Origin of the sequence: Ralstonia sp. 1138 (assembly GCF_040544795.1) — a bacterium.
In the GTDB taxonomy this organism is placed as follows: domain Bacteria; phylum Pseudomonadota; class Gammaproteobacteria; order Burkholderiales; family Burkholderiaceae; genus Ralstonia; species Ralstonia flatus.
On sequence record NZ_JBEPKQ010000001.1, the window covers coordinates 185,787 to 205,158 of the forward strand.

Annotated in this window: 16 protein-coding genes; 10 read left to right on the forward strand and 6 right to left on the reverse strand. The window is 64.1% G+C overall.

Going from position 1 to position 19,372, the window contains the following annotated elements; all coding sequences use genetic code 11:
- Nucleotides 1–122: 122 nt before the first annotated feature.
- The 8 genes from ABIC76_RS00830 (at nucleotide 123) to ABIC76_RS00865 (ending at nucleotide 11,461) form a co-directional block, all read left to right on the forward strand.
- Nucleotides 123–1,208: an efflux RND transporter periplasmic adaptor subunit gene (locus tag ABIC76_RS00830; protein WP_354532649.1), complete on the forward strand. Its 1,086-nt coding sequence runs from the start codon at nucleotides 123–125 to the stop codon at nucleotides 1,206–1,208.
- Entirely contained in the window at nucleotides 1,208–4,321 is a 3,114-nt protein-coding gene (locus tag ABIC76_RS00835) for an efflux RND transporter permease subunit (protein ID WP_354532650.1), read from the forward strand. The genes ABIC76_RS00830 and ABIC76_RS00835 overlap by 1 nt, the downstream gene beginning before the upstream one ends.
- Nucleotides 4,318–5,589 (forward strand): TolC family protein, encoded by a 1,272-nt coding sequence (locus tag ABIC76_RS00840; protein ID WP_354532651.1) that lies wholly within the window; start codon nucleotides 4,318–4,320, stop codon nucleotides 5,587–5,589. The genes ABIC76_RS00835 and ABIC76_RS00840 overlap by 4 nt, the downstream gene beginning before the upstream one ends.
- Nucleotides 5,590–5,634: 45 nt before the next feature.
- Nucleotides 5,635–6,159, forward strand: coding sequence for a cytochrome b (locus ABIC76_RS00845; RefSeq protein ID WP_354532652.1), 525 nt, complete (start codon nucleotides 5,635–5,637; stop codon nucleotides 6,157–6,159).
- A 51-nt stretch (nucleotides 6,160–6,210) separates the two neighbouring features.
- The gene (locus ABIC76_RS00850; protein WP_354532653.1) at nucleotides 6,211–8,502 is read left to right on the forward strand and encodes a heavy metal translocating P-type ATPase; all 2,292 of its coding nucleotides are present in this window, start codon (nucleotides 6,211–6,213) and stop codon (nucleotides 8,500–8,502) included.
- Nucleotides 8,503–8,507: 5 nt separating this feature from the next.
- Entirely contained in the window at nucleotides 8,508–9,152 is a 645-nt protein-coding gene (locus ABIC76_RS00855) for a hypothetical protein (RefSeq protein WP_354532654.1), read from the forward strand.
- Between the two features lie 377 nt (nucleotides 9,153–9,529).
- A complete protein-coding gene (locus tag ABIC76_RS00860; RefSeq protein WP_354532655.1) occupies nucleotides 9,530–9,766 on the forward strand; it encodes a hypothetical protein in 237 nt (78 codons plus the stop codon).
- Between the two features lie 126 nt (nucleotides 9,767–9,892).
- Entirely contained in the window at nucleotides 9,893–11,461 is a 1,569-nt protein-coding gene (locus ABIC76_RS00865; protein ID WP_354532656.1) for a sensor histidine kinase, read from the forward strand.
- 51 nt (nucleotides 11,462–11,512) lie between these two features.
- Here ABIC76_RS00865 and ABIC76_RS00870 read toward each other — a convergent pair whose 3' ends face one another.
- Both ABIC76_RS00870 and ABIC76_RS00875 read right to left on the reverse strand, forming a co-directional pair.
- Nucleotides 11,513–12,199, reverse strand: coding sequence for a hypothetical protein (locus ABIC76_RS00870; RefSeq protein ID WP_354532657.1), 687 nt, complete (start codon nucleotides 12,197–12,199; stop codon nucleotides 11,513–11,515).
- A complete protein-coding gene (locus ABIC76_RS00875) occupies nucleotides 12,196–12,777 on the reverse strand; it encodes a globin family protein (RefSeq protein ID WP_354532658.1) in 582 nt (193 codons plus the stop codon). The genes ABIC76_RS00870 and ABIC76_RS00875 overlap by 4 nt, the downstream gene beginning before the upstream one ends.
- A gap of 493 nt (nucleotides 12,778–13,270) precedes the next feature.
- On the opposite strand from ABIC76_RS00875, the gene ABIC76_RS00880 reads away from it, so the two are divergent.
- Both ABIC76_RS00880 and ABIC76_RS00885 read left to right on the forward strand, forming a co-directional pair.
- Nucleotides 13,271–14,020 carry an SDR family oxidoreductase gene (locus tag ABIC76_RS00880; protein WP_354532659.1) on the forward strand — a complete coding sequence of 250 codons (750 nt, stop codon included), beginning with the start codon at nucleotides 13,271–13,273 and terminating at the stop codon, nucleotides 14,018–14,020.
- Nucleotides 14,021–14,274: 254 nt separating this feature from the next.
- Nucleotides 14,275–14,865, forward strand: coding sequence for a dihydrofolate reductase family protein (locus ABIC76_RS00885; protein WP_354532660.1), 591 nt, complete (start codon nucleotides 14,275–14,277; stop codon nucleotides 14,863–14,865).
- Between the two features lie 194 nt (nucleotides 14,866–15,059).
- On the opposite strand, the gene ABIC76_RS00890 is transcribed toward ABIC76_RS00885, so the two are convergent.
- From ABIC76_RS00890 to ABIC76_RS00905, 4 genes are read right to left on the reverse strand one after another with little or no spacing between them, the layout of a single operon-like run.
- Nucleotides 15,060–16,241, reverse strand: a complete 1,182-nt coding sequence (locus tag ABIC76_RS00890) for an acetate/propionate family kinase (RefSeq protein ID WP_354532661.1) — start codon at nucleotides 16,239–16,241, stop codon at nucleotides 15,060–15,062.
- Nucleotides 16,238–17,683, reverse strand: coding sequence for a bifunctional enoyl-CoA hydratase/phosphate acetyltransferase (locus tag ABIC76_RS00895; RefSeq protein ID WP_354532662.1), 1,446 nt, complete (start codon nucleotides 17,681–17,683; stop codon nucleotides 16,238–16,240). The genes ABIC76_RS00890 and ABIC76_RS00895 overlap by 4 nt, the downstream gene beginning before the upstream one ends.
- Nucleotides 17,684–17,692: 9 nt before the next feature.
- Nucleotides 17,693–18,205, reverse strand: coding sequence for a hypothetical protein (locus ABIC76_RS00900; protein ID WP_354532663.1), 513 nt, complete (start codon nucleotides 18,203–18,205; stop codon nucleotides 17,693–17,695).
- Nucleotides 18,206–18,214: 9 nt separating this feature from the next.
- On the reverse strand, nucleotides 18,215–19,366 hold the full coding sequence (locus ABIC76_RS00905) for an ABC transporter permease (RefSeq protein WP_354532664.1): 1,152 nt from the start codon (nucleotides 19,364–19,366) through the stop codon (nucleotides 18,215–18,217).
- Between the last annotated feature and the right edge of the window lie 6 nt (nucleotides 19,367–19,372).

A 19,372-nucleotide genomic window follows, 5' to 3' on the forward strand; every position in this document is an offset into this window, starting at 1 on the left:
AAGCGTTTGTCGCTCGCGTCGCATGCAGACGCAGAGCGACGGTTGATCTTTAGGTTGCTCCGCGTACGCGCGGCAATCAGGGGCGGCGCCCGCAGCGCTGCCTCCGAGGATTGGAGTCAGGCATGTCTTTCAAACGAATCTTCACCGCCAGTGCGTGTGTCGTGCTGATCGTGTGCCCGCTCGGGCAGGCCGCTGCCCAAGCAGGTGCCCAGGCGGTGCCGCTGTCGGCGGAGCAGGCGCGCTCGCTTGGTGTGCGCTTCAGCCCGGTCGACAGTGCTTCTGGGCTGGAGGTGGGCACGCATGCGCGCGTCGTCTTCAAGCCGGACGCGCAATATGTGGTGGCAGCGCCGTACGCGGGCATGGTGCCGCGGGTGTTGGTGTCGGTCGGGCAAACCGTCCGCACGGGCCAGCCGCTGGCAGGTTTCCTGAGCCCGCAACTGTTCGAAACCAGCCGCGCATTCACCGAAGCCAATTCCCAGGCGCGGCTCGCACAGCAGTCGCTTGCGCGCGACAAGGCCCTCTACGACGACGGCATCATCGCTGCAAGCCGCTGGCAGGCAACGCAAGCGCGGGCCGCTGAAGCCGGCGCCATGGTCAAGGCCCGCAGGGCGGAGCTGGCTTCCGCAGGCATCGCATTCACCGGCGCGGGCGGTGAGGCGCAACTGGTTGCGAGCCGTGGTGGTGTCGTGTCCGAAGTGAACGCCGTTCCGGGCGCGCGAGTGGAAGCGGCGGCACCGCTTTTCAGGATCGTCGATCCGGCTGCCCTGGAGCTGGACCTGCTCGTCGGCCGCGATATACCGGTACCGGCAGCAGGCGATCGGGTGGAGATCGCGCAACGCGGCGCGGGCGGCACCGTCATTGGTGTCGCGCCTTCCGGTGATGGCACAGCGGGCGTGCGGGTGCGCGCATCGCTGGAGCGACGTGGCGATCTGCGCGCCGGAGAGAGTGTCAACGTCACGCTCAAGCTCAGGGGCCAGGCCAGCGCGAACGCTCCCGGGCTGCTGCGCGTGCCTGTGGCCGCGCTGGTCTATGTGCGCGGCGTGCCGGGCGTGTTTGTCGCGACCGATAAGGGTTTCCGCTTCCAGGAGGTCGCCGTCGCCAGTACGGACGACGCCATCGCCGTCGTTCGTGCCAACCTTCCGGCCGGTGCGCGCGTAGCGGTGGCAGGTGTCGGCGCGCTCAAGGGCTTGCTGGCGGGAGAGCAGTGATGTTGCCCCGCCTGATTGAGTTTTCGTTGCGCCAGCGCGTGCTGGTGCTGATCGCGGCTGGCGTGCTGGCAGTGGCCGGCGTCTGGGCGTATCTGAACCTGCCAATCGACGCGTTTCCCGATATCTCGCCAACGCAGGTCAAGGTCGTGCTGAAGGTGCCGGGCATGACCCCAGAGGAGGTGGAGCAGCGGGTCTCCACGCCCATCGAGCAGGAGCTGCTCGGCCTGCCGCACAAGACGATCGTGCGCTCGGTATCCAAATACGGCATCAGCGATGTGACGGTCGATTTTGAAGAAGGTGTCGACGTTTATTGGGCACGCCAGCAGGTGTCGGAGCGTCTGGCCGGCTTGGCGCGCGATCTGCCGTCGACGGCCGTGGGCGGCTTGGCGCCTATCACCACGCCGCTGGGCGAGATGTTTATGTTCACGGTGGAGGGCGATGGCTATTCCCTGGCCGAACGGCGCCGTGTGCTGGACTGGGTGATCCGGCCAGCGCTGCGCACCGTGCCGGGCGTGGCTGACGTCAACGCCCTCGGCGGCGAGGTGCGCAGCTATGAGGTGACACCCGACCCGGCCCGACTGCGGGCACGCGGCGTCACGCTCGAACAATTGCGTCAGGCGCTGAACGCCAATAATCGCAACGATGGAGCAGGGAGGCTGGACCGCGGAGACGAGCATTGGGTCGTGCGCGTAGAAGGCGGCGTGCGCGGGCTGGATGATCTGCGCGCGATTGTCGTGGTGCCGGCACAGAGCCTGTCTTCCGCGCCTGCGGTCACGGTTGGCGATGTTGCGACCGTGCGCCTGGGCGAGGCTACCCGCAATGGCGCCGTCAGCAAAGATGGCAACGGCGAGGCGGTTGAAGGACTGGTGCTGGGCCTGCGCGGCAGCGATGCGCGCAAGCTCGTGGAGGCGGTGCAGGCGCGGCTCGATGCGCTGGGCCCGCAACTGCCAAAGGGCATGTCGACCCACGTCTTCTACAACCGCGGCGAGCTGGTCACCCGCGCAGCGAATACCGTGGTCCGCGCGTTGATTGAAGCCAGCGTGCTGGTGGTCATCACCTTGTACCTGTTTCTGGGCGGGGTGCGGGCGGCGCTGGTCGTGGCGGCCACGCTGCCGCTATCGATGCTGGCGACGTTCCTGCTGATGCGCTATGTGGGCCTGACGGCCAACCTGATGAGCCTCGGTGGCTTGGCCATTGCGCTGGGCATGCTCGTGGACGCCGCCGTCGTCGTGGTCGAGAACATCGAGACGGCCATGGCGCGTGCGCAAGACCACAAGACAGATCCGGCGTTGCGCGGCGCGGTCATCCGCCATGCAGTGGCAACGGTGGCGGTACCGATGCTGTCGGGCGTGTCGATCATTGCCATCGTGTTTCTGCCGCTGCTGTCATTGCAAGGCCTGGAGGGCAAGCTCTTCGGGCCGGTGGCGCTGACCATCGTGCTGGCGCTGGCCTCGTCCGTGGTGATCGCGTTTACGGTGGTTCCCGCGCTCGCTTCTCTGCTCTTGCTGGCGCATGCAGACGAGCCGCCCTGGCTGATGCGCAAGGTCGCGGGCGGCTTTGCGCGACTGCAGGCATGGACGACAACGCATCGCCGCACGGTGTTCAGTCTGGCTGGCGTGGCGCTGGCGCTGGCCGTGGTGTTGTACATGTCGGTCGGCAAGACCTTCATGCCGACGATGGATGAGGGCGATCTCATCGTCCAGTTGCAGAAGGCGCCGTCCGTTTCGCTCGCCGCGTCGCTCGACATGGATCAACGTGTGCAACAGGCGTTGCTCAAGGAGGTGCCGGAAATACGCTCGATCGTCGCGCGTTCGGGGTCGGATGATCTCGGCCTGGACCCGATGGGCCTGAACGAAACCGATACGTTCCTGGTGCTCAAGCCCAAGGATCAGTGGCGCGGCAGCAAGGAAGACATCGCGATAGCGATCCGGCGTGTGATGGGGCGCTTTCCCGGCGTCATCTACGGCTTCACGCAGCCCATTGAGATGCGTGTCTCTGAGATGCTGACCGGCACGCGCGGCGACGTTGCCATCAAGCTGTTTGGCAGCGACCTTGCCGCCATCGATGCAGCTGCGCAGGCCATCGCTGCGAAGGTCCGCACCATTCCCGGCGCGGCGGAAGTGATTGCGCCCAGCAACAGCGGCGTGCAGTACCTGAAGGTGTCGCTGGACCGGGCGGCGGTCGGTCAGGCCGGCTTCTCCGGCGATGCCCTGCAGGCACAACTGCGCGCGCTGATCGAAGGTGACCGCATTGGCGTGGTGCCGGAGGGCATCGTCCGCACGCCGCTGATCTTGCGTGGTGGAGCCAGCTTGCGACAGGCCCCCGAGAACCTGACCAGCCTTCTGGTAACGGCGCCCGACGGCAAGGTATGGCCGCTCACGTCCCTCGCGCGCATCGAACGTGTGGACGGCCCCGTGCGCATCAACCACGAAGACGGCGCCCGGTTTGCAGTAATCCAGGCCAATGTCGATGGTCGGGACCTCGCAGGTTTCGTGCAGGAAGCCCAGGCAGCAGTCGGTGGCATTGGCACCTTGCCGAAAGGGCTGCGCGTGGTGTGGGGCGGTCAGTTCGAGAACCAGCAACGCGCCGCGGCGCGCCTTGCGCTGGTGGTTCCACTGGCTCTGGGCGCGATCTTCCTCTTGCTGATGCTGACGTTCCGCTCGGTGCGGCAGGCCGTGCTCGTGGTCGCCAACATTCCGTTCGCGCTCGTGGGCGGCATTGCGGCGCTGCGGATATCGGGCGAGTACCTGTCGGTGCCGGCATCCGTTGGGTTTATCGCATTGCTCGGTATCGCGGTGCTCAACGGCGTGGTGCTGGTGTCGCACTTCAACACGCTGTTGGAGTCTGGCATTGGCATGGCGCAAGCCGTGCGCGACGGCGTGCGAGACCGCCTGCGGCCTGTCCTGATGACGGCCTGCATCACCGCGCTGGGGATGATTCCGCTGCTGCTGGCCAGCGGGCCGGGGTCAGAAATTCAGCGGCCGCTGGCGATTGTCGTATCGGGCGGACTCATCTCTTCGACCGCGCTGACGCTGCTTCTTCTGCCCCTGCTGTTTGAACGTTTTGGGTTGCCTCGGCCGCGCGCGGCCGCCGGGCAGGGAGATTCACAATGAGGTTGGAACTGTTTCGCATCGTATTGGCCGGCGCGGGCGCGATGCTGCTGTGGAGTGCCGCGGCGCAAGCGCAATGGCAAGGTTCGCCGAGCTATCTACCCGCCGAGAGCGCCGTGCGCGAGGCCGTCGCGCAGTCGCCCGACGTGCTGGCGGCAGAGGCCCGCCGCGATGCCGTACTGGCCCGCGCTGAGGGCATCCGCGTCGGCACGGCGGAAACGGTGGTGCGTGCCATTGGCCAGGGCCGACAGGTGCGCGACCCTTCCGAGCGCCATGCCGAAGGGCAGATTGCCGTGGAACGGCCATTGCGACTATGGAGCAAAGCGCAAGCCGACGGGCAGCTTGCCGATGCGGCTGCCGAGGCCGGCCAGCTTGCCGTCAAGGACGCACGCCATGAGGCATCGCGGCAGGTTCTCGCCTTGTGGTTTGCAGCCGTGCGTGCAGGTCAGGCACGCCAAGCGGCGCAGGAGAATGCCAAGGCGGCCACCGATCTGGCGACGCTGACGGCCCGTCGGGTGCAACTGGGTGATGCCTCCCGCCTGGAGGCCGAGCTGGCCGCAGCCGACCGCGCGCGCATGCAGGCCGCGCTGGCGACCGCCGAGGCGGCGGAGCGGACAGCGCTGGCGGAGCTGCAAGCGCGGTTTCCGGGACTCGGCCATCCCGCGGTGGGCGCCGATACCGCACTCGCAGCGTTGCCGCGCGATCCAGACGATCCGCCAGATCGACTACGTGTCCAGTACATCCAGGACAGTCACGAATACCGGCTTGCCATGGCAGAAGAGGCGCAGGCGCAGCAGATGGCCAAGCGTGCCGATCTGGACCGTCGGCCCGACCCGACTGTCGGCATGTTCGTTACGGTGGAACGCGGCGGCGCCGAACGCATCATGGGCGTGAGCGTTGCCATGCCGATCGGTTCGGCGCATCGCCGCTCAGCGGCGGTGGCGGCCGCTGCCGATGCGGAAACGGCGGCACGGCGCAGGCTGGGTGCGGAGCGGCGGCTGGGTGCCGAATTCGATGTTCTCTACGGCAACTTGCAAGGCAAGCGGGCCAGCGCGCAAGCGCAGATGGAAGCGGCCACGCTGCAAAAGAGCGCTTCCGACAGGGCTACCCGTGCGTATCGCGCAGGTGAGTCGGGCCTGACGGAGCTATTGGCCGCGCGCCGCAGTCTGGCCGAGGCGCAACTGGCCGAGCGGCTCGCCCGCGTCGACCTGCTGGAGGCCGACAGCCGCCTTCAACTCGATCTGCATCGGATGTGGGATTTCGACGATTGACCTGCAACCGCTTGACCGCTCACTCAACACATTCTGGATAACGCTATGCAAACCGAACTGAAATATTCCCCCACCATGCGCGCGCTCCATTGGCTGGTGGTCCTGGCGGTGGCGATCGCCGTTGTGGCCATCGAGATCATGGATTTTTTCCCGAAGGGAAGCGCCGAGCGAGCGTCTCTGTTCGTCGTCCACCAGACAGCGGGCCTCTCCGTGCTCGCCTTGATGGTGTTGCGCCTGTTGGCCCGGGTGGCCACGCAGGCCCCGCCACCGGTTCCGGGCACACCGCTGGTGCAGCTTGCGGCGCGACTCACGCATGGCGCGCTCTACGTCCTGATGGTCGGGATGCCCGTTCTGGGCCTGCTGGCACTGGCCTGGGGCGGCAAGCCGATTCAACCGTTCGGGCTGAATCTGCCGCTGGCGCTCACGCAAGACAAGACCTTGGCGCACTGGTCCAAGGAAATTCATGAGTCGGGCGCCACGCTCGTCTATATCGCGGTCGGGCTGCATGCCGCTGCGGCGCTCTGGCACGAGTTCATCCTGAAGGATCGGCTGCTGCGCCGCATGCTGTAGCCAACATGGGCACATGAGCACATGAAGACTGCGCCGACAACGAGCCCCACGATGCACTCCACGCGCCTGCTCGCCAACGTTGCGTTGCTTGCCGTGTCAGCGCTGACCTTGGCGGCGGGGCTATGGGCGCGGTATGTCGGTGCTGATGCGCTGGCGCAGCAACTCTGGCTGATCGGCGTGGTGCCGAACTGGGTCGCGCTGGTCGCCGCGATTGTTCGCTCACTGATGCGACGGCAGGCCGGCGTGGATGTTCTGGCCGTGATGTCGATCAGCTTTGCGCTCCTGTCTGGCGAGGTGCTGGTCGCGGCGGTCATTGCGTTGATGCTCGCGACGGGCCGCACGTTGGAAGACTTTGCCCAGGCGCGTGCGCAGCGCGAGATGACCGCGTTACTCGGCCACGCGCCCAAGCGGGCCAATCGCTTCGACGACGGTCAGTGGCGCCAGGTCAGTCTGGAGACGGTGCAAGCCGGTGACCGGTTGCTGGTGCGACACGGCGAAGTCGTACCGGTGGACGGTACGCTGTCCGAGCCCGCCGATCTCGATGAATCCACGTTGACCGGAGAATCGCTCACCCGTCATCGGTTGGCCGCAGATGCCATTTGCAGCGGCGTGCTCAATGTGGGCGCCGCTTTCGAAATGATCGCGAGCGCGTCAGCCGAGAAGAGCACGTTTGCCGGCGTTGTCCGCCTGGTCGGTGCGGCGCAGTCAGAGCGCAGCCCTTCGGTGAGGCTGGCTGACCGATATGCCTTTGCCTTTGGCGGCGTCGCCATTCTTCTGGCCGGGGCGAGCTGGATCCTCACGGGCGATTCGGCGCGTTGTCTTGCCGTGCTCGTTGTCGCCACGCCGTGTCCGTTGATCCTTGCGGTGCCGGTCGCGATCGTTTCCGGGTTGTCGCGTTGCGCCAAACGGGGCGTACTCGTCAAAGGCGGCAGCGCGCTGGAGCGACTGGCACTGGCCGACACGCTGTTCTTCGACAAAACGGGCACGCTGACCAGCGGATATGCGCGATTGGTCGACGTTGAATGCGCACCGCAGTACGCGCCGGATGTTGTGCTTGGGCTTGCAGGATCACTCGCGCAGGCATCGAACCACGTTACGGCAGAAGCCGTCGCCAAGGCCGCGCGCGAGCAGGGTGCGACGCTGCGATTGCCAAGCGCGGTCGTCGAAAGTCCCGGAGCCGGGGTCTGCGGCCGCGTTGATGGGCATGTCGTTTCCATCGGCGCGTTGCCTTATGTCTTGGGTTCGGCCGCCGTGCCGGCTTGGGTGGAAGCGTTCGTCAAGCGCGTGAGCTATGCCGGTGCGTCGGCCGTCTTTGTCGGCGTAGATGGCGCACTGGTGGGCGCATTGCAGTTGATTGACCGCGTTCGCCTTGAAGCCCCTCGTGCGCTACGGCTCCTGCGCCGAGAGGGCATCACACGCCAGGCGATGTTGACCGGCGATCGCGCAGACGTTGCGGAATCGGTGGGATCGATGCTGGGGGTGACGGAGATCTATGCGTCGTTGTCGCCGGGGGCCAAGCTCGCAGCGATTCGGGATGCCCGCGCCAATGGCACAGTCGTCATGGTCGGTGACGGCGTCAACGATGCGCCTGCGCTGGCTGCGGCAGACATTGGCGTGGCCATGGGTGCGCGCGGCGCGGCCGCCTCTTCGGAGGCTGCAGACGTTGTCTTGCTGGTGGACCGCCTGGACCGGCTCGTTGATGCGGTCCGGATCGCGCACCGCACACGCCGCATCGCGCTGCAGAGCGTGATGATCGGCATGTCGTTGTCGCTGGCCGCCATGGTTGTGGCAGCACTGGGCCATCTACCGCCGTTGGCGGGCGCACTGCTGCAGGAAGTGATTGATGTATTGGCAATCGCCAACGCGTTACGCGCGCTGTTGCCCAATCAAGCTGGAGCGGCCCGTTCAATGATCTCTGCAGACGTCGAACGTCTGAAGGCCGAACACGCCGAGCTAGAGCCCATTCTCAGCCGCATCCGCGTCGTTGCAGACGCGCTGCCCCATATGGCCGGCGCAGCGGCAAAAGCCGCGCTGTTATCGCTCAACCAATCCTTGGCAGACGTCCTGCTGCCGCATGAGCGCCGTGACGACACCCAGCTGTACCCGGACGTCGCGCGCCTGCTCGGCGGAGACGACCCGATGGCGGCAATGAGCGCCATGCATCGTGAGATATTCCGCGTGACGAACCTGTTGGGCCGTATCGTGGCGGATGTTCCCCTCGACGGACCTGATGCCGCCGTCACACAAGAGTTGCAACGCCTGCTGTATGGCCTCGATGCCATCTTGCGGCTGCATTGCGCACAAGAAGACGAACTGTTCCACGTGCTGGGTCGAGAGGCCTGAACGCCATGACAAACCTGCTCGCATTGTTCGCGACCCTCTTTTTGCTGAACGTGATGCCGGCCTTCGCCCCGCCGACGTGGATGGTCATGTCATGGGTGGGCTTCTCTCGGCCCGATGCGAATCCAGCGCTTCTTGCAGGCGTGGCTGCCTGCGCGGCAACCCTCGGCCGCCTGGTCCTTGCGCGGCTGTCCTGCACGCTGGTACGCAACCGCTGGATGCGCGAGGCGGATCGTCAGAACATCGATGTGGTGCGCGCGTGGTTGGAAGACCGCAAGGGTATGACGGTCGGCCTGATGCTTGCCTACGCGTTCAGCCCCTTCCCATCCAACTACATCTTCATTGCGTACGGTTTGACCGGGATGCGGCTATGGCTGATCGGCGTTCCGTTCTTCATCGGCCGCTGGATCAGCTACCTCACCTGGACGCACATTGCCCAGATCGGCGCCCGTTATCTGGATGCGGAGGCGGAGATCGACGGGGCGTATATGGGCGTGTATTTCGTCGTGTCGCAGGTGGCGTTTCTTGCGCTCGTTTATGGGTTCGCCAAAGTGGATTGGGGACACTTCTTGCAAACGAAGCGGCTGCGCTGGCGGCGTCTGCGGTCCCTTGAATCGGCGTCTGAAGAGACGAGCGCACAGGCAAAGAGATGAATTTGGCTCTGACGCCTTTGCCTGGCGCTCAGGTAACCGTGTCATTTTTACCGTCGCCTGTACGCCACGTTTGTACACAACACATGTATTTAAATAAATACATTTGAACTCGGCGCTGATACATTGGCTTTGAGAGCTCGCTCTCCCCACGGTCTTGAAGGCGGTCCACCTCTCTCCGGACCGCCTTTATTTTTTTCTGTGGGACGGTGCCTGGGCAGGAAAATTGCGCACCTGAAGGTATGTCATGCAGATTCACGCCAACCATGCCTTTTGCACGGGACAGCCGATCGGGCCCTGTCGGCCCTACCAACGCGCGGTCGTCCGACCGTTTTCTCGAATGCGCCCACGAATGTGAGCGCCTGGCGTTGTCCGCGCGCGTGCCGCCCCGCATCGCCGCCGTCGCGCGCGAGTGCAGCCATTTCTGCTACATGGCCGCCGCACTGCCGGGTGTCGAAACCGAGCATTCCTCGTACTTCATCTATCGCAGTTGCATGGAGCACTGCGCGGGCTTGGCGTTCGCCTGTGCCGGCCTGAGCGGGGCGGCGCAGTGTGCCGAACTGTGCTGTGAGTGCGAGGCGCTTTGCCATGAACGCTGTGGTCGCGCGGCTTTGTAAAACCCGGTGCCGCCTGCATGGGAAGCCCCTTCCTGACGTTGCGCCTGCGGTAAAAGGTGCGGCCGCGTTTGCTGCACCCTACAATGCCTTGGCTGGCAATCTGCCGGCTTCCACTTGGCGGCTCCAATGCAACTGCCCTACGGCGTATTAAAGGTCCTTCCTGAACCGTATATCGTCGTAGACGAGCGGCTCTTCATCCTGTTCGCGAATACAGCTGCGCGCGACATGCTCATGCTCCCGCTTCAAGAGGGGCGGGCGCTCGATCTGCGGACGGACGCGCTCGATGCCGTTTCGGCCGCCATGCATCGCGCTTCACCGCAAACGATTGAATTCGATGGCCCCGGCGGCGCCCGCTTCCAGGCGGAGATCCTGCCAGAAGGCGAGGATGCGAGGCCCGGGCGCGCGATCATTCGTTTCCACCGCGTTATCAACAACATCGAGCGAGCCCACAGCGAGGCTCATGACGCCTTTCAAGACGAGGCGATGCTGCGCATGGCCGTTGAAGCGGCGGAGATCGGCACGTTCTATTGCCCGATGCCGCTGCACAAGATCGTCTGGAACGCGAAGTGCAAGGAGCATTTCTGGCTCCCGGCCGATGCCGAGGTCGATATCGACGTCTTCTACGCCCGGCTGCACCCTGACGACGTTGCGCATACGCGCGAGGCGGTTGAAGCGGCGGTGTATCGCGCCATGCCGTACGACATCGAATACCGGACGCTGTCGCCGTCGGGCGACGTGCGATGGCTGCGGGCGATGGGCCGCACGCGATACTCCGAATCGGGCGACCCCGTTCAGTTTGACGGCATCACGATCGACATCACCAAACAGAAATTGGTGGAAAAGGAGCGGGACCGGCTCCTAGAGCACGAGCGGCTGCGCCGGCAGGAAGCCCAAACCGCAAGCTCGCTCAAGGATGCATTGATCGCGACGGTTTCGCACGAACTGCGCACGCCGCTGAACGCAATCAAAGCCTGGACCGAGGTGCTGGCTGCCAAAGCGACTGACCCTGAGGCGGTCATGCGGTGCGTCGAGGTGCTGCACCGAAACATCGATGCACAAGCGCGGCTGGTGGACGATCTGCTGGATGTCAATCGCGCGGCCACCGACAAGCTGGTCATTGAACGCGAGCCGCTGCGGATCGAGAACATTGTCTCGGCGGAAGTCCAAAGCTGGATGCCGATCGCGCAACGCAAGCAGATCGACTTGCGCTATCGGCTGGAAGCCGGCGGGCCCGTGGCGGGCGACGCGGTGCGTCTGCGCCAGATCATCTCCAACGTGCTCAGCAACGCAATGCGCTACACGCCTGCAGGCGGGCACATCGACGTTGCCGTCACCGTGGACGGACCGCTCGCGAAAGTCGCCATGTCCGACAGCGGCAAGGGCATCCCGCCGGAGAAACTCGAAACGATCTTTGAGCCGTTTGCGCAGCTGGGCGCGTCCCGTCCCAGCGATCATGGCGGCTTGGGCCTGGGGCTGGCCATCGCCCGCAAACTGGCGACGCTGCATGGCGGCACGTTGACGGCGACCAGCGCGGGCGAAGGGAAGGGCGCCACGTTCGCCCTGGCGTTGCCGCTGGAGGCCGTGGCCGCAGCGACGATCGGCACGATTGACGCCGGTGCGAGGAATCCACCGGAAGACGTGCCGGTTGCTGCGGCGTTGTTGGCGGCGCCGCTCGCCGCTGTATCCGTGTCGTGATGTTTCCTGCGGCGAAGCGGCATGGATTGCCGCCGGGCCACAATAAGTGAATCAAAGGCGTGCCGACATGTACTGCTCTCGCAGGGCTAGGCCAGCGTAAGGAAGGTTGCTGGCCGTGACGGTTGCAAGGTAATCGGCAAATCGATACTGCAAACGTGCTGTCTGCAACGGCGACCCGCTTAGCGCCTCCGGTGATGCATCACCCACCGCCGACGTTGGCATACCGAGCGCCTTGCGCAGCGCCTCTGTCGCGCCGTTCCAGGCAGCGGTTGTGTCGCTGGCAGTCATACCGCGCCGGTAGACGTCTATGCCGATGAGGCGGCCGCCTGGACCGAAGCTGAGCCACAACTCGCTGACGGGCGGGCCGGCCAGACCCAGCTTATTGGCATCGACGCCGCGGCAGCGAAGATAGCTGTAGCCGTGCTTGACGTCATCGCACGCAACGCCGTTTTCGTGTGCCCAGCGGGCAGCCTGTTCGGCTGTCGTCCCATCCAGCACGAACCCGCCCGGGACGGGGCGCACCGGCGCGGAACGGTCCGCGCGCACGTGCGCCAGTCCGCTTGCACGCAGCGCGCTGACTTGCTCGGCCGTAGTCTGGTCGACCGGGCAGGGGACGCCGAGCATCGCCAGCACAGGACGAGCCGCCTTCAAATGCATTGCCCCGACGAGACCGATCGCCACCGCAAGCGCTGCAACACTGGGCACGGCATAGCGTTGCAGACCGCGTTGCGGGCTCATTGGCAGTTCTGGGCGGTGTTAGGGCCCAGATACTTAGGCATCGGCGACACGATGGACGACTTCAGACCGGTCAGCACAGGAGCCACACGAGAGATGTACCCGTCCGGAACGCCATCAGTCTTCATGACAGCCGCGGCATCGGTGATGAACTGGTCGAATACGCAGCCCGGGATGCCGACGTCGGCGTGTGCGGTCGCCATGTCCTCACACATGACGGTGGCGCCGTCCGCCGAGACTTTGCCTGGATAGCTGAAAGGGCCGCCAAACAGCGCCTTGAACTGGAGGTTCAGGCAAGCCTTCAGGCGTCCCACCGTATCGTGCCCGGGTTGACCGATGTTGGCGAAGTACGGCGCTTCTTTGGGGTCCGCAAGCAAACCGGACACCGCGTCGTCCACCACTTTTGAAATGGCTGCCGGTGCACTGGCGTCACCACCAAGCCCCGCCCACATGTCGGCGTTTTGCGGAAACTGCGCTGTCGCCGCCGTCGATGCCGTCGACATGGGTGCATCGTCGCCGCCTCCGCATGCGCTCAGCGTCGCGGTGGTCAGCGTCAAAACCAATAGCAGTGCTCGCTTCATCGTCAATCTCCTTGGGCCGGATATGGATCGGGCGCTGCGTGGTTTGCCTCACGCGCTACGCAGCGCTGGATTCATATACGGTAGCCATGCGAGATCGGATGCAGAGCGGACCGTGCAACCGAGAAGATATGTACGGGAGCAGGGGACGAATCTCAACGCACTTTCAACTCAGCGCGGTGCGCCAAGCAGCCGCGCGTTCTTTTCGAAGTAGTCGGAGTAGAAAAAATCCGAGGGCGGTTTGCAATCGAACCCTTCATATCAAAGGGTCGACTGATTGCAGCTTCCGCGTTCCGCAGTTGGCCCGAGGGTGCCGTGTTGTTTTCTTACCGGAGCGCAACATTTGGCCGTATTGTTTGACGATACATCGCGAAACAGCGGGCCACCATTTCTGGAAGCGCTGGAGGAATTCGGCTGAACTTCGTATTTCAATACGACGGGGAAGAGGACGATCAGTCGGCTCCACCCCGGTTACCGACTTCAAGTAGGAGACGCTATGGTTAGGACTGCCCCAGTTGCCTTCGTCACAAACGCTTGCGGCTATGCAGGATTGCCGGCCGTTGAAGCGTTGGTCGCCGCTGGCTTCAATGTCTTCGCGCATGACACGAGCTTTCCCGAAGCCGATCCATGGGCAGGATCGGCGGGAGGGCAACGCGTGAGGCGTCTCGCCGGTGACGCAGCCACCGCCCTGGAGACAACATGGGCCGAGACAGGCCGCATCGACGCGCTCGTTAGCAATGACCATCACCCGGCAATTCATCACGCCACGGAGACTGTGCCAATCCGCGCGTTGAGCGAGACGCTGGATGCGCTTGTTGTACGACCATTCGCTCTGCTTCAAAGCGCGATACCGCACTTGAAGCGTCAAGGCGGAGCAAACATTGTGATGATCACCTCGTGTCGAACACGCTTGCCAATGCCTGGCGGTGCGATTCCCGATATGGCGCGTGCGGCAGCCAATGCCCTTGTCAGATCGCTGGCCATTGAGTTGGCCCCAAATGACATTGCAGTCAATGCTATTGCGCCGAATTTTCTCTACAGTGAAGCCTATTACCCAAAAGCCTGCTTCGTTGACGATGCCGACGGACGTGAGTTTGTGAGGCGTTCTGTACCTGCGGGCCGGCTTGGACGGCCGGATGAGATCGGAGAATTGATTACCTTCCTGGCCACGACAAAAGCTCGTTTTATGACCGGTGCCATCATCGACTTCTCGGGCGGCTGGCCGGCGTCGCCCCCGCGACCGTGAAGCCCTGGATCGAACACCGAGTCACCGCCGTCGGGCTGTTGGGTCAGCTTGCAGCCCAGGAGCGAATAACTTTCAGCGCTCAAGCTGCGTCTTGTATCTACGTAAGCTCGGTAGATGGGCAACGCGTCGCCCAGTTATCCTCGAAATCAACGGTAAAGCCGACTTCATCAGCCCGACCCGCGGCACAGGTTCTTAAGGCAATTCGCCCACAACGCGGCTTGACCCTTCCAGGGCGAATCTGGACGAGGAGAACGATGATGAAAAAACTCATCCTGAACATGCAGATGTCGGTCGATGGTTTCGTCGGTGCCAATGAGGACCATCGCTGGCAGCTTTGGGGTTGGGGCGACGAATGCGCTTGGGACGAAGAATTGAAGCGGGACTTCAACGCCATCTTTGAGACGATCGACACCATTCTCTTGAGCCGCAAGATGGCGGAGGAGGGATATCTGACTCATTGGGGCAATGCCGCGAAGAAGTTTCCGCAGGACCGCTTCTACGCCTTTGCGCAGCGCATCGTCGAAGCCCAAAAGATCGTACCGAGCGACAAGCTCACAACGAGCCGCTGGGAGCGCACCAAAGTCGTGAGCGGCGATCTGCCCACTGAAGTCATCGCCTTAAAGCAAGGTGCAGGCGGCAACATCGGCGTGTTTGGTGGCGCCGGATTTGCCTCTGCGTTGATTGCTGCCAATCTGATCGACGAGTTCCAGCTCTTCGTCAATCCGGCTGTGCTCGGCGCTGGCCGCCGCGTCTTTGACCGGGGTGGGTTTTCGCGGCTGAAATTACTTGGCTCTAAATCCTATGCCAGTGGCATGGTGGTGAGTCGCTATGCTCGATGCGAGTGATGACGGCAGGATTGCCGCATCCGGTCCCGAGCGACGGCTGGTTCGGCTCGCATCACCTTGGTGTGGTCCTGTAAAGGCACGACTTGGCACAAACACCAATATGTCGCGTAATTTGTGTTATGTAAAATAACAAAACACCTTCGAGAAACGGTGCGGCGGCTTCCTTCGTCCTGCTCCTTTGACAATAACGCTCGTCACTGCAGCTTGCATCGAACTGCATGCCGTGCCGCCACCCACTCCTCATTCGTCGGCTCTACCGCCACGCGAACCCGGCTCGCTGAACTGGAAATGATTGCAGCATGGGCTTGGTTGGCCGCTTCATTCAGCTCGGCACCCAAGTAACCCAGTGCGCCGACAACGCGTTCGCGCAGTACCGCGTTGTGTTCGCCAATCCCAGCCGTGAACACCAGAAAATCCAGGCCGCCGAGCACCGCCACCAGTGCGCCGATCTCGCGGACGATGCGGCGCACGTAGAGCGCCAGTGCTGCCTGTGCGCGCGGATTGTCGGCTTCGTGCGAAATGAGTTCGCGCGGGTCGGAAGACAGCCCTGATACGCCCAGAAGACCCGATTCGTGATACAGCACGTGCCCGACCTGTGCCGGGGAAAGATGCTCCGTCTCCATCATGTAGAGCACCGCACCCGGATCGAGCGAGCCACATCGCGTCCCCATCATCAGGCCCTCGAGCGCTGAAAACCCCATCGTGGTGGCCACGCTCTTGAGCCCGTGCATTGCACACAGGCTGGCACCGCTGCCGAGGTGCGCGACAATGGTTCGCCCGCGGGCGATATCGCCATGCCGCTGGGGCAAGGCAATCGACATGTATTCGTACGACAACCCATGAAAGCCATAACGCCGCAGGCCGCGCTCCCATGCCTTGTAAGGCAACGGCAGCATCGTCTCGACCTGCGGCAGCGTGCTGTGGAACGCGGTATCGAAGCAGGCGACCTGCGGCACGTCAGGCAAGTCCGACAGAAGCGCCTCGATGGCTTCCAGTGCAAACGGCTGATGCAGCGGTGCCAGTGGGATGTAGCTGCGCAGATCGGAAAGCACCTCCGCGTCCACGCGTACCGGCGCAAAATACTTGGCGCCGCCGTGCACGACCCGATGCGCCACGGCCATCAGCCGGCGGCCGTCCAGCCTTTGCTGGACACGCCGGCGAATGTGCACGAGCGCGGCGTGATACGGCTGTGCAGCGTCAAGGTCCACCGCCTGTGCCGGCGCGCCTGCCTCACTTGCGGTGGGGTGTGCAGTGCCGATCCCCTCCACTTTTCCGTTCCACATGGGCGCGCGCGGCAACGGGTCCAAGGTGGCATCGAACAACGCAAACTTGATGCTCGACGAGCCGCAGTTCAGTACGACGATGCAATCGTTCATGGCGGTAAGTTGCGGTAGCGGTGGGCCAGCAATGTGGCAAGCGCGCACGACGCAATGCGCGATTCGCGCGAGTCGGCACGGCTGGTCAACACAATGGGCACGCGGGCGCCGAGCACGATGCCCGCGCTGGCAGCCCCGCCTAGGTATTCCAACTGTTTGGCGAGCATGTTGCCGCTTTCCAGATCGGGCACCACCAGCACATCGGCCTGGCCTGCCACTTCCGAGACGATGCCCTTGATGCGCGCGGCCGCGGCAGATACGGCGTTATCGAAGGCCAGTGGCCCGTCCAGCACCCCGCCCTCAATCTGGCCACGGTCCGCCATCTTGCACAGCGCCGCCGCGTCGAGCGTGGCCGGCATGCGCGGGTTCACGGTTTCGACCGCCGCAAGGATCGCCACCCGAGGCCGTACCACGCCAATCGCATGGGCCAGATCGATGGCGTTGCGCACGATGTCCGCCTTCTGATCCAGGGTCGGCGTGATGTTGATGGCGGCATCCGTCACGATAAACGGGCGCGGGTACGCGGGCGACTGCATGAGGAAACAATGGCTGATCCGGCGCTTGGTACGCAGCCCAGCCTCTTCGCGCACGACCGCCGCCATCAATTCATCGGTATGCAGGCTGCCCTTCATGAGCGCCTCTGCCCTGCCCTGCGTGACAAGCTCCACGGCGCGGGTGGCAGCGGCGCTGCTGTGCGGCACGTCTTCAATCTCGATGCCGCGGAGGTCGAGGCCGGCTTCGGCGGCCACGCGCATCAGCTTGGCGTATGGCGCGACGAGACACGGCACGATCAGCCCTTCAGCGCGCGCGTCCATCACGGCAGACAGGCTCAGCACATCGCACGGGTGAACGACAGCCATGTGAATCGCACCAAGCGGCCGCACATGGTCGAGCAGCCGATGGATACCGTCACTGCCGGTGGTGATGCGCACATCCGGCAGTGTGGTACGCGGACGTTCGATCCGCTCGGTGGGCGCGATGACCTCCGCCTCGCCGGCGATGGCCACCGTGCCGCTGTCGTTCGTACACGTGCATGCCAGCTTGACCCGCTTTCTCTCCTCTTCCTTGCTGACCACCGTCACGCGGATGGTCAACGTGTCGCCCACGCGCACCGGCGCCAGAAATTGCAGTGTCTGGCCAAGGTAGATCGTTCCCGGGCCCGGCAAACGGGTCCCGAGCAAGGCGGAAATCAGCGCTCCGCCGAGCATGCCGTGGGCAATCACGCCATGAAAGCGCGTGGATGCGGCAAATTCCGGGTCGAGGTGTTGGGGGTTGACGTCCCCCGACAGCACGGCAAAGAGCTGGATGTCCTCCGCCGTGAGCGTGCGCAGGATGGCTGCAGTGTCGCCAACGGCAATTTCGTCAAAGGTGCGATTGCGCACCACGCTGAGGTCGCTGCCCGGCAGGAGCGCCGGAGATGCAGGCAGATGATCGGGGCCCATGTGCGCTCGTCAGGAAGCTTTGCGGAGTTGTCCGTTGCCCTTGCCGGGGGCACGCAGAAGATTCGGGGTCGACGGCTCGCTTGCGGAGCGGAGCACGGCATCGCCCGGCACGCCCCACGTCGACAGCATGTCCTGCAGCGCCGTGTGGACCGGCATGGCATTGCCGGCCGTGCTCAGGGTCTGGACGGAGGCCTGCTGCCATTCCAGCATGACGCGCTGGTAATCCGCCACGAAGCTCGACTGGTTCGAGACGGCGGTCTGCAGCACGCCTTGCAGTACATCCATGACCCGCTGGCTGCTCTGCCAGAATGCGTTGGGCAGCAGTGCAGCAAACGCGTTCCAGTCCTCGACGCTTCGCAGTTCGGCCAGCGCAGATTCCGTGCGGACCACGTCTGCGGCAAGCAGTTCAGCGCCGAGTTCATACCAGCGCTGTCGCGTTGCCTTGAGCAGACCCAACATCTGCAGTCCGAATGCAATCTGCGCTTTTTGAAGCGCAAGAGGAACGTTGGCGGGTGTATCCATGTTGGCTCCTTAAGCCATCTGGCTGATGGTTTGGCGAAAGCGTGTCAATGACGCGAGAAACAGCACGGTACCGATGACGCAGATGGCCAGACACTGCGGCCACACGACCTCCAGCCCCGCACCGCGATAGAGAATGGCTTGCGACGCCGATACGAAATGGGTGGTCGGTGCGGCGAGCATGATGTCTCGCACCACGCCGGGCATGCTCTCGCGCGGGGTGGTGCCGCCGGAAAGCAACTGCAGCGGCAGCAGCACCAGAACGAGCAGCATGCCGAACTGCGGCATGGACCGCGCCACCGTCGCAAGAAAAATCCCCATGGAGGTTGTGGCAAACAAGTGCAGCGTGGCCACCAGCATGAACAGCAGGATCGAGCCCTCGATCGGGACATGCAGCACGCCTTGCACCACGAACACCAGCGCCACGAGCGCGGCGAGCACCACCACCAGCCCCATCGACCAGACCTTGGACACCATGATCTCGAACGGCGTGACAGGCATCACCAGCAGGTGTTCGATCGTGCCGTGCTCGCGTTCGCGGATCAGCGCCGCGCCCGTCAGGATGATCGACAGCATGGTCACGTTGTTGATGATCTCCATCAACGATCCGAACCACGTCTGCTCCAGATTGGGGTTGAAGCGCGTGCGCAGCACCAGGTCGACCGGCGTGGCAGGCGCGGCGCGGTGGCGCTGCAGGAACGTGCTCACCTCCCCCGAGACGATCTGCTGGATGTAGCCATTGCCGGTGAAGGCCTGGCTCATGCGCGTGGCGTCGATGTTGAGCTGGATTGACGGTGCGCGTCCGGCCAGCACGTCGCGCTGGAAGTTGGGCGGGATGTCGAGCACGAACGTGTAGCGGCCGCTGTCCATGCCTGTGTCCACCTCGGTGAGCGGGATCAGCGCCGGCGTGCGGAAATGCGGTGGATAGAAGCTCGAGACAATGCGTGCCGACAGCGGCGAACTGTCTTCATCGACGATAGCGATGGAGGCGTTGTGCAGGCTCTCCGGCATGGCGGTGGCGGCCACGTAGATCGACAGCGTGAAGGTGTAGACGATCAGCACCAGCATCATCGGATCGCGCAGCAGGCTGCGCAATTCCTTGATGCCCAGCCGGAAGATGTTGCTCAGGCGGGCGGTGCGGCGATCGGTCGGAAGGTGCGGCATGGCGGG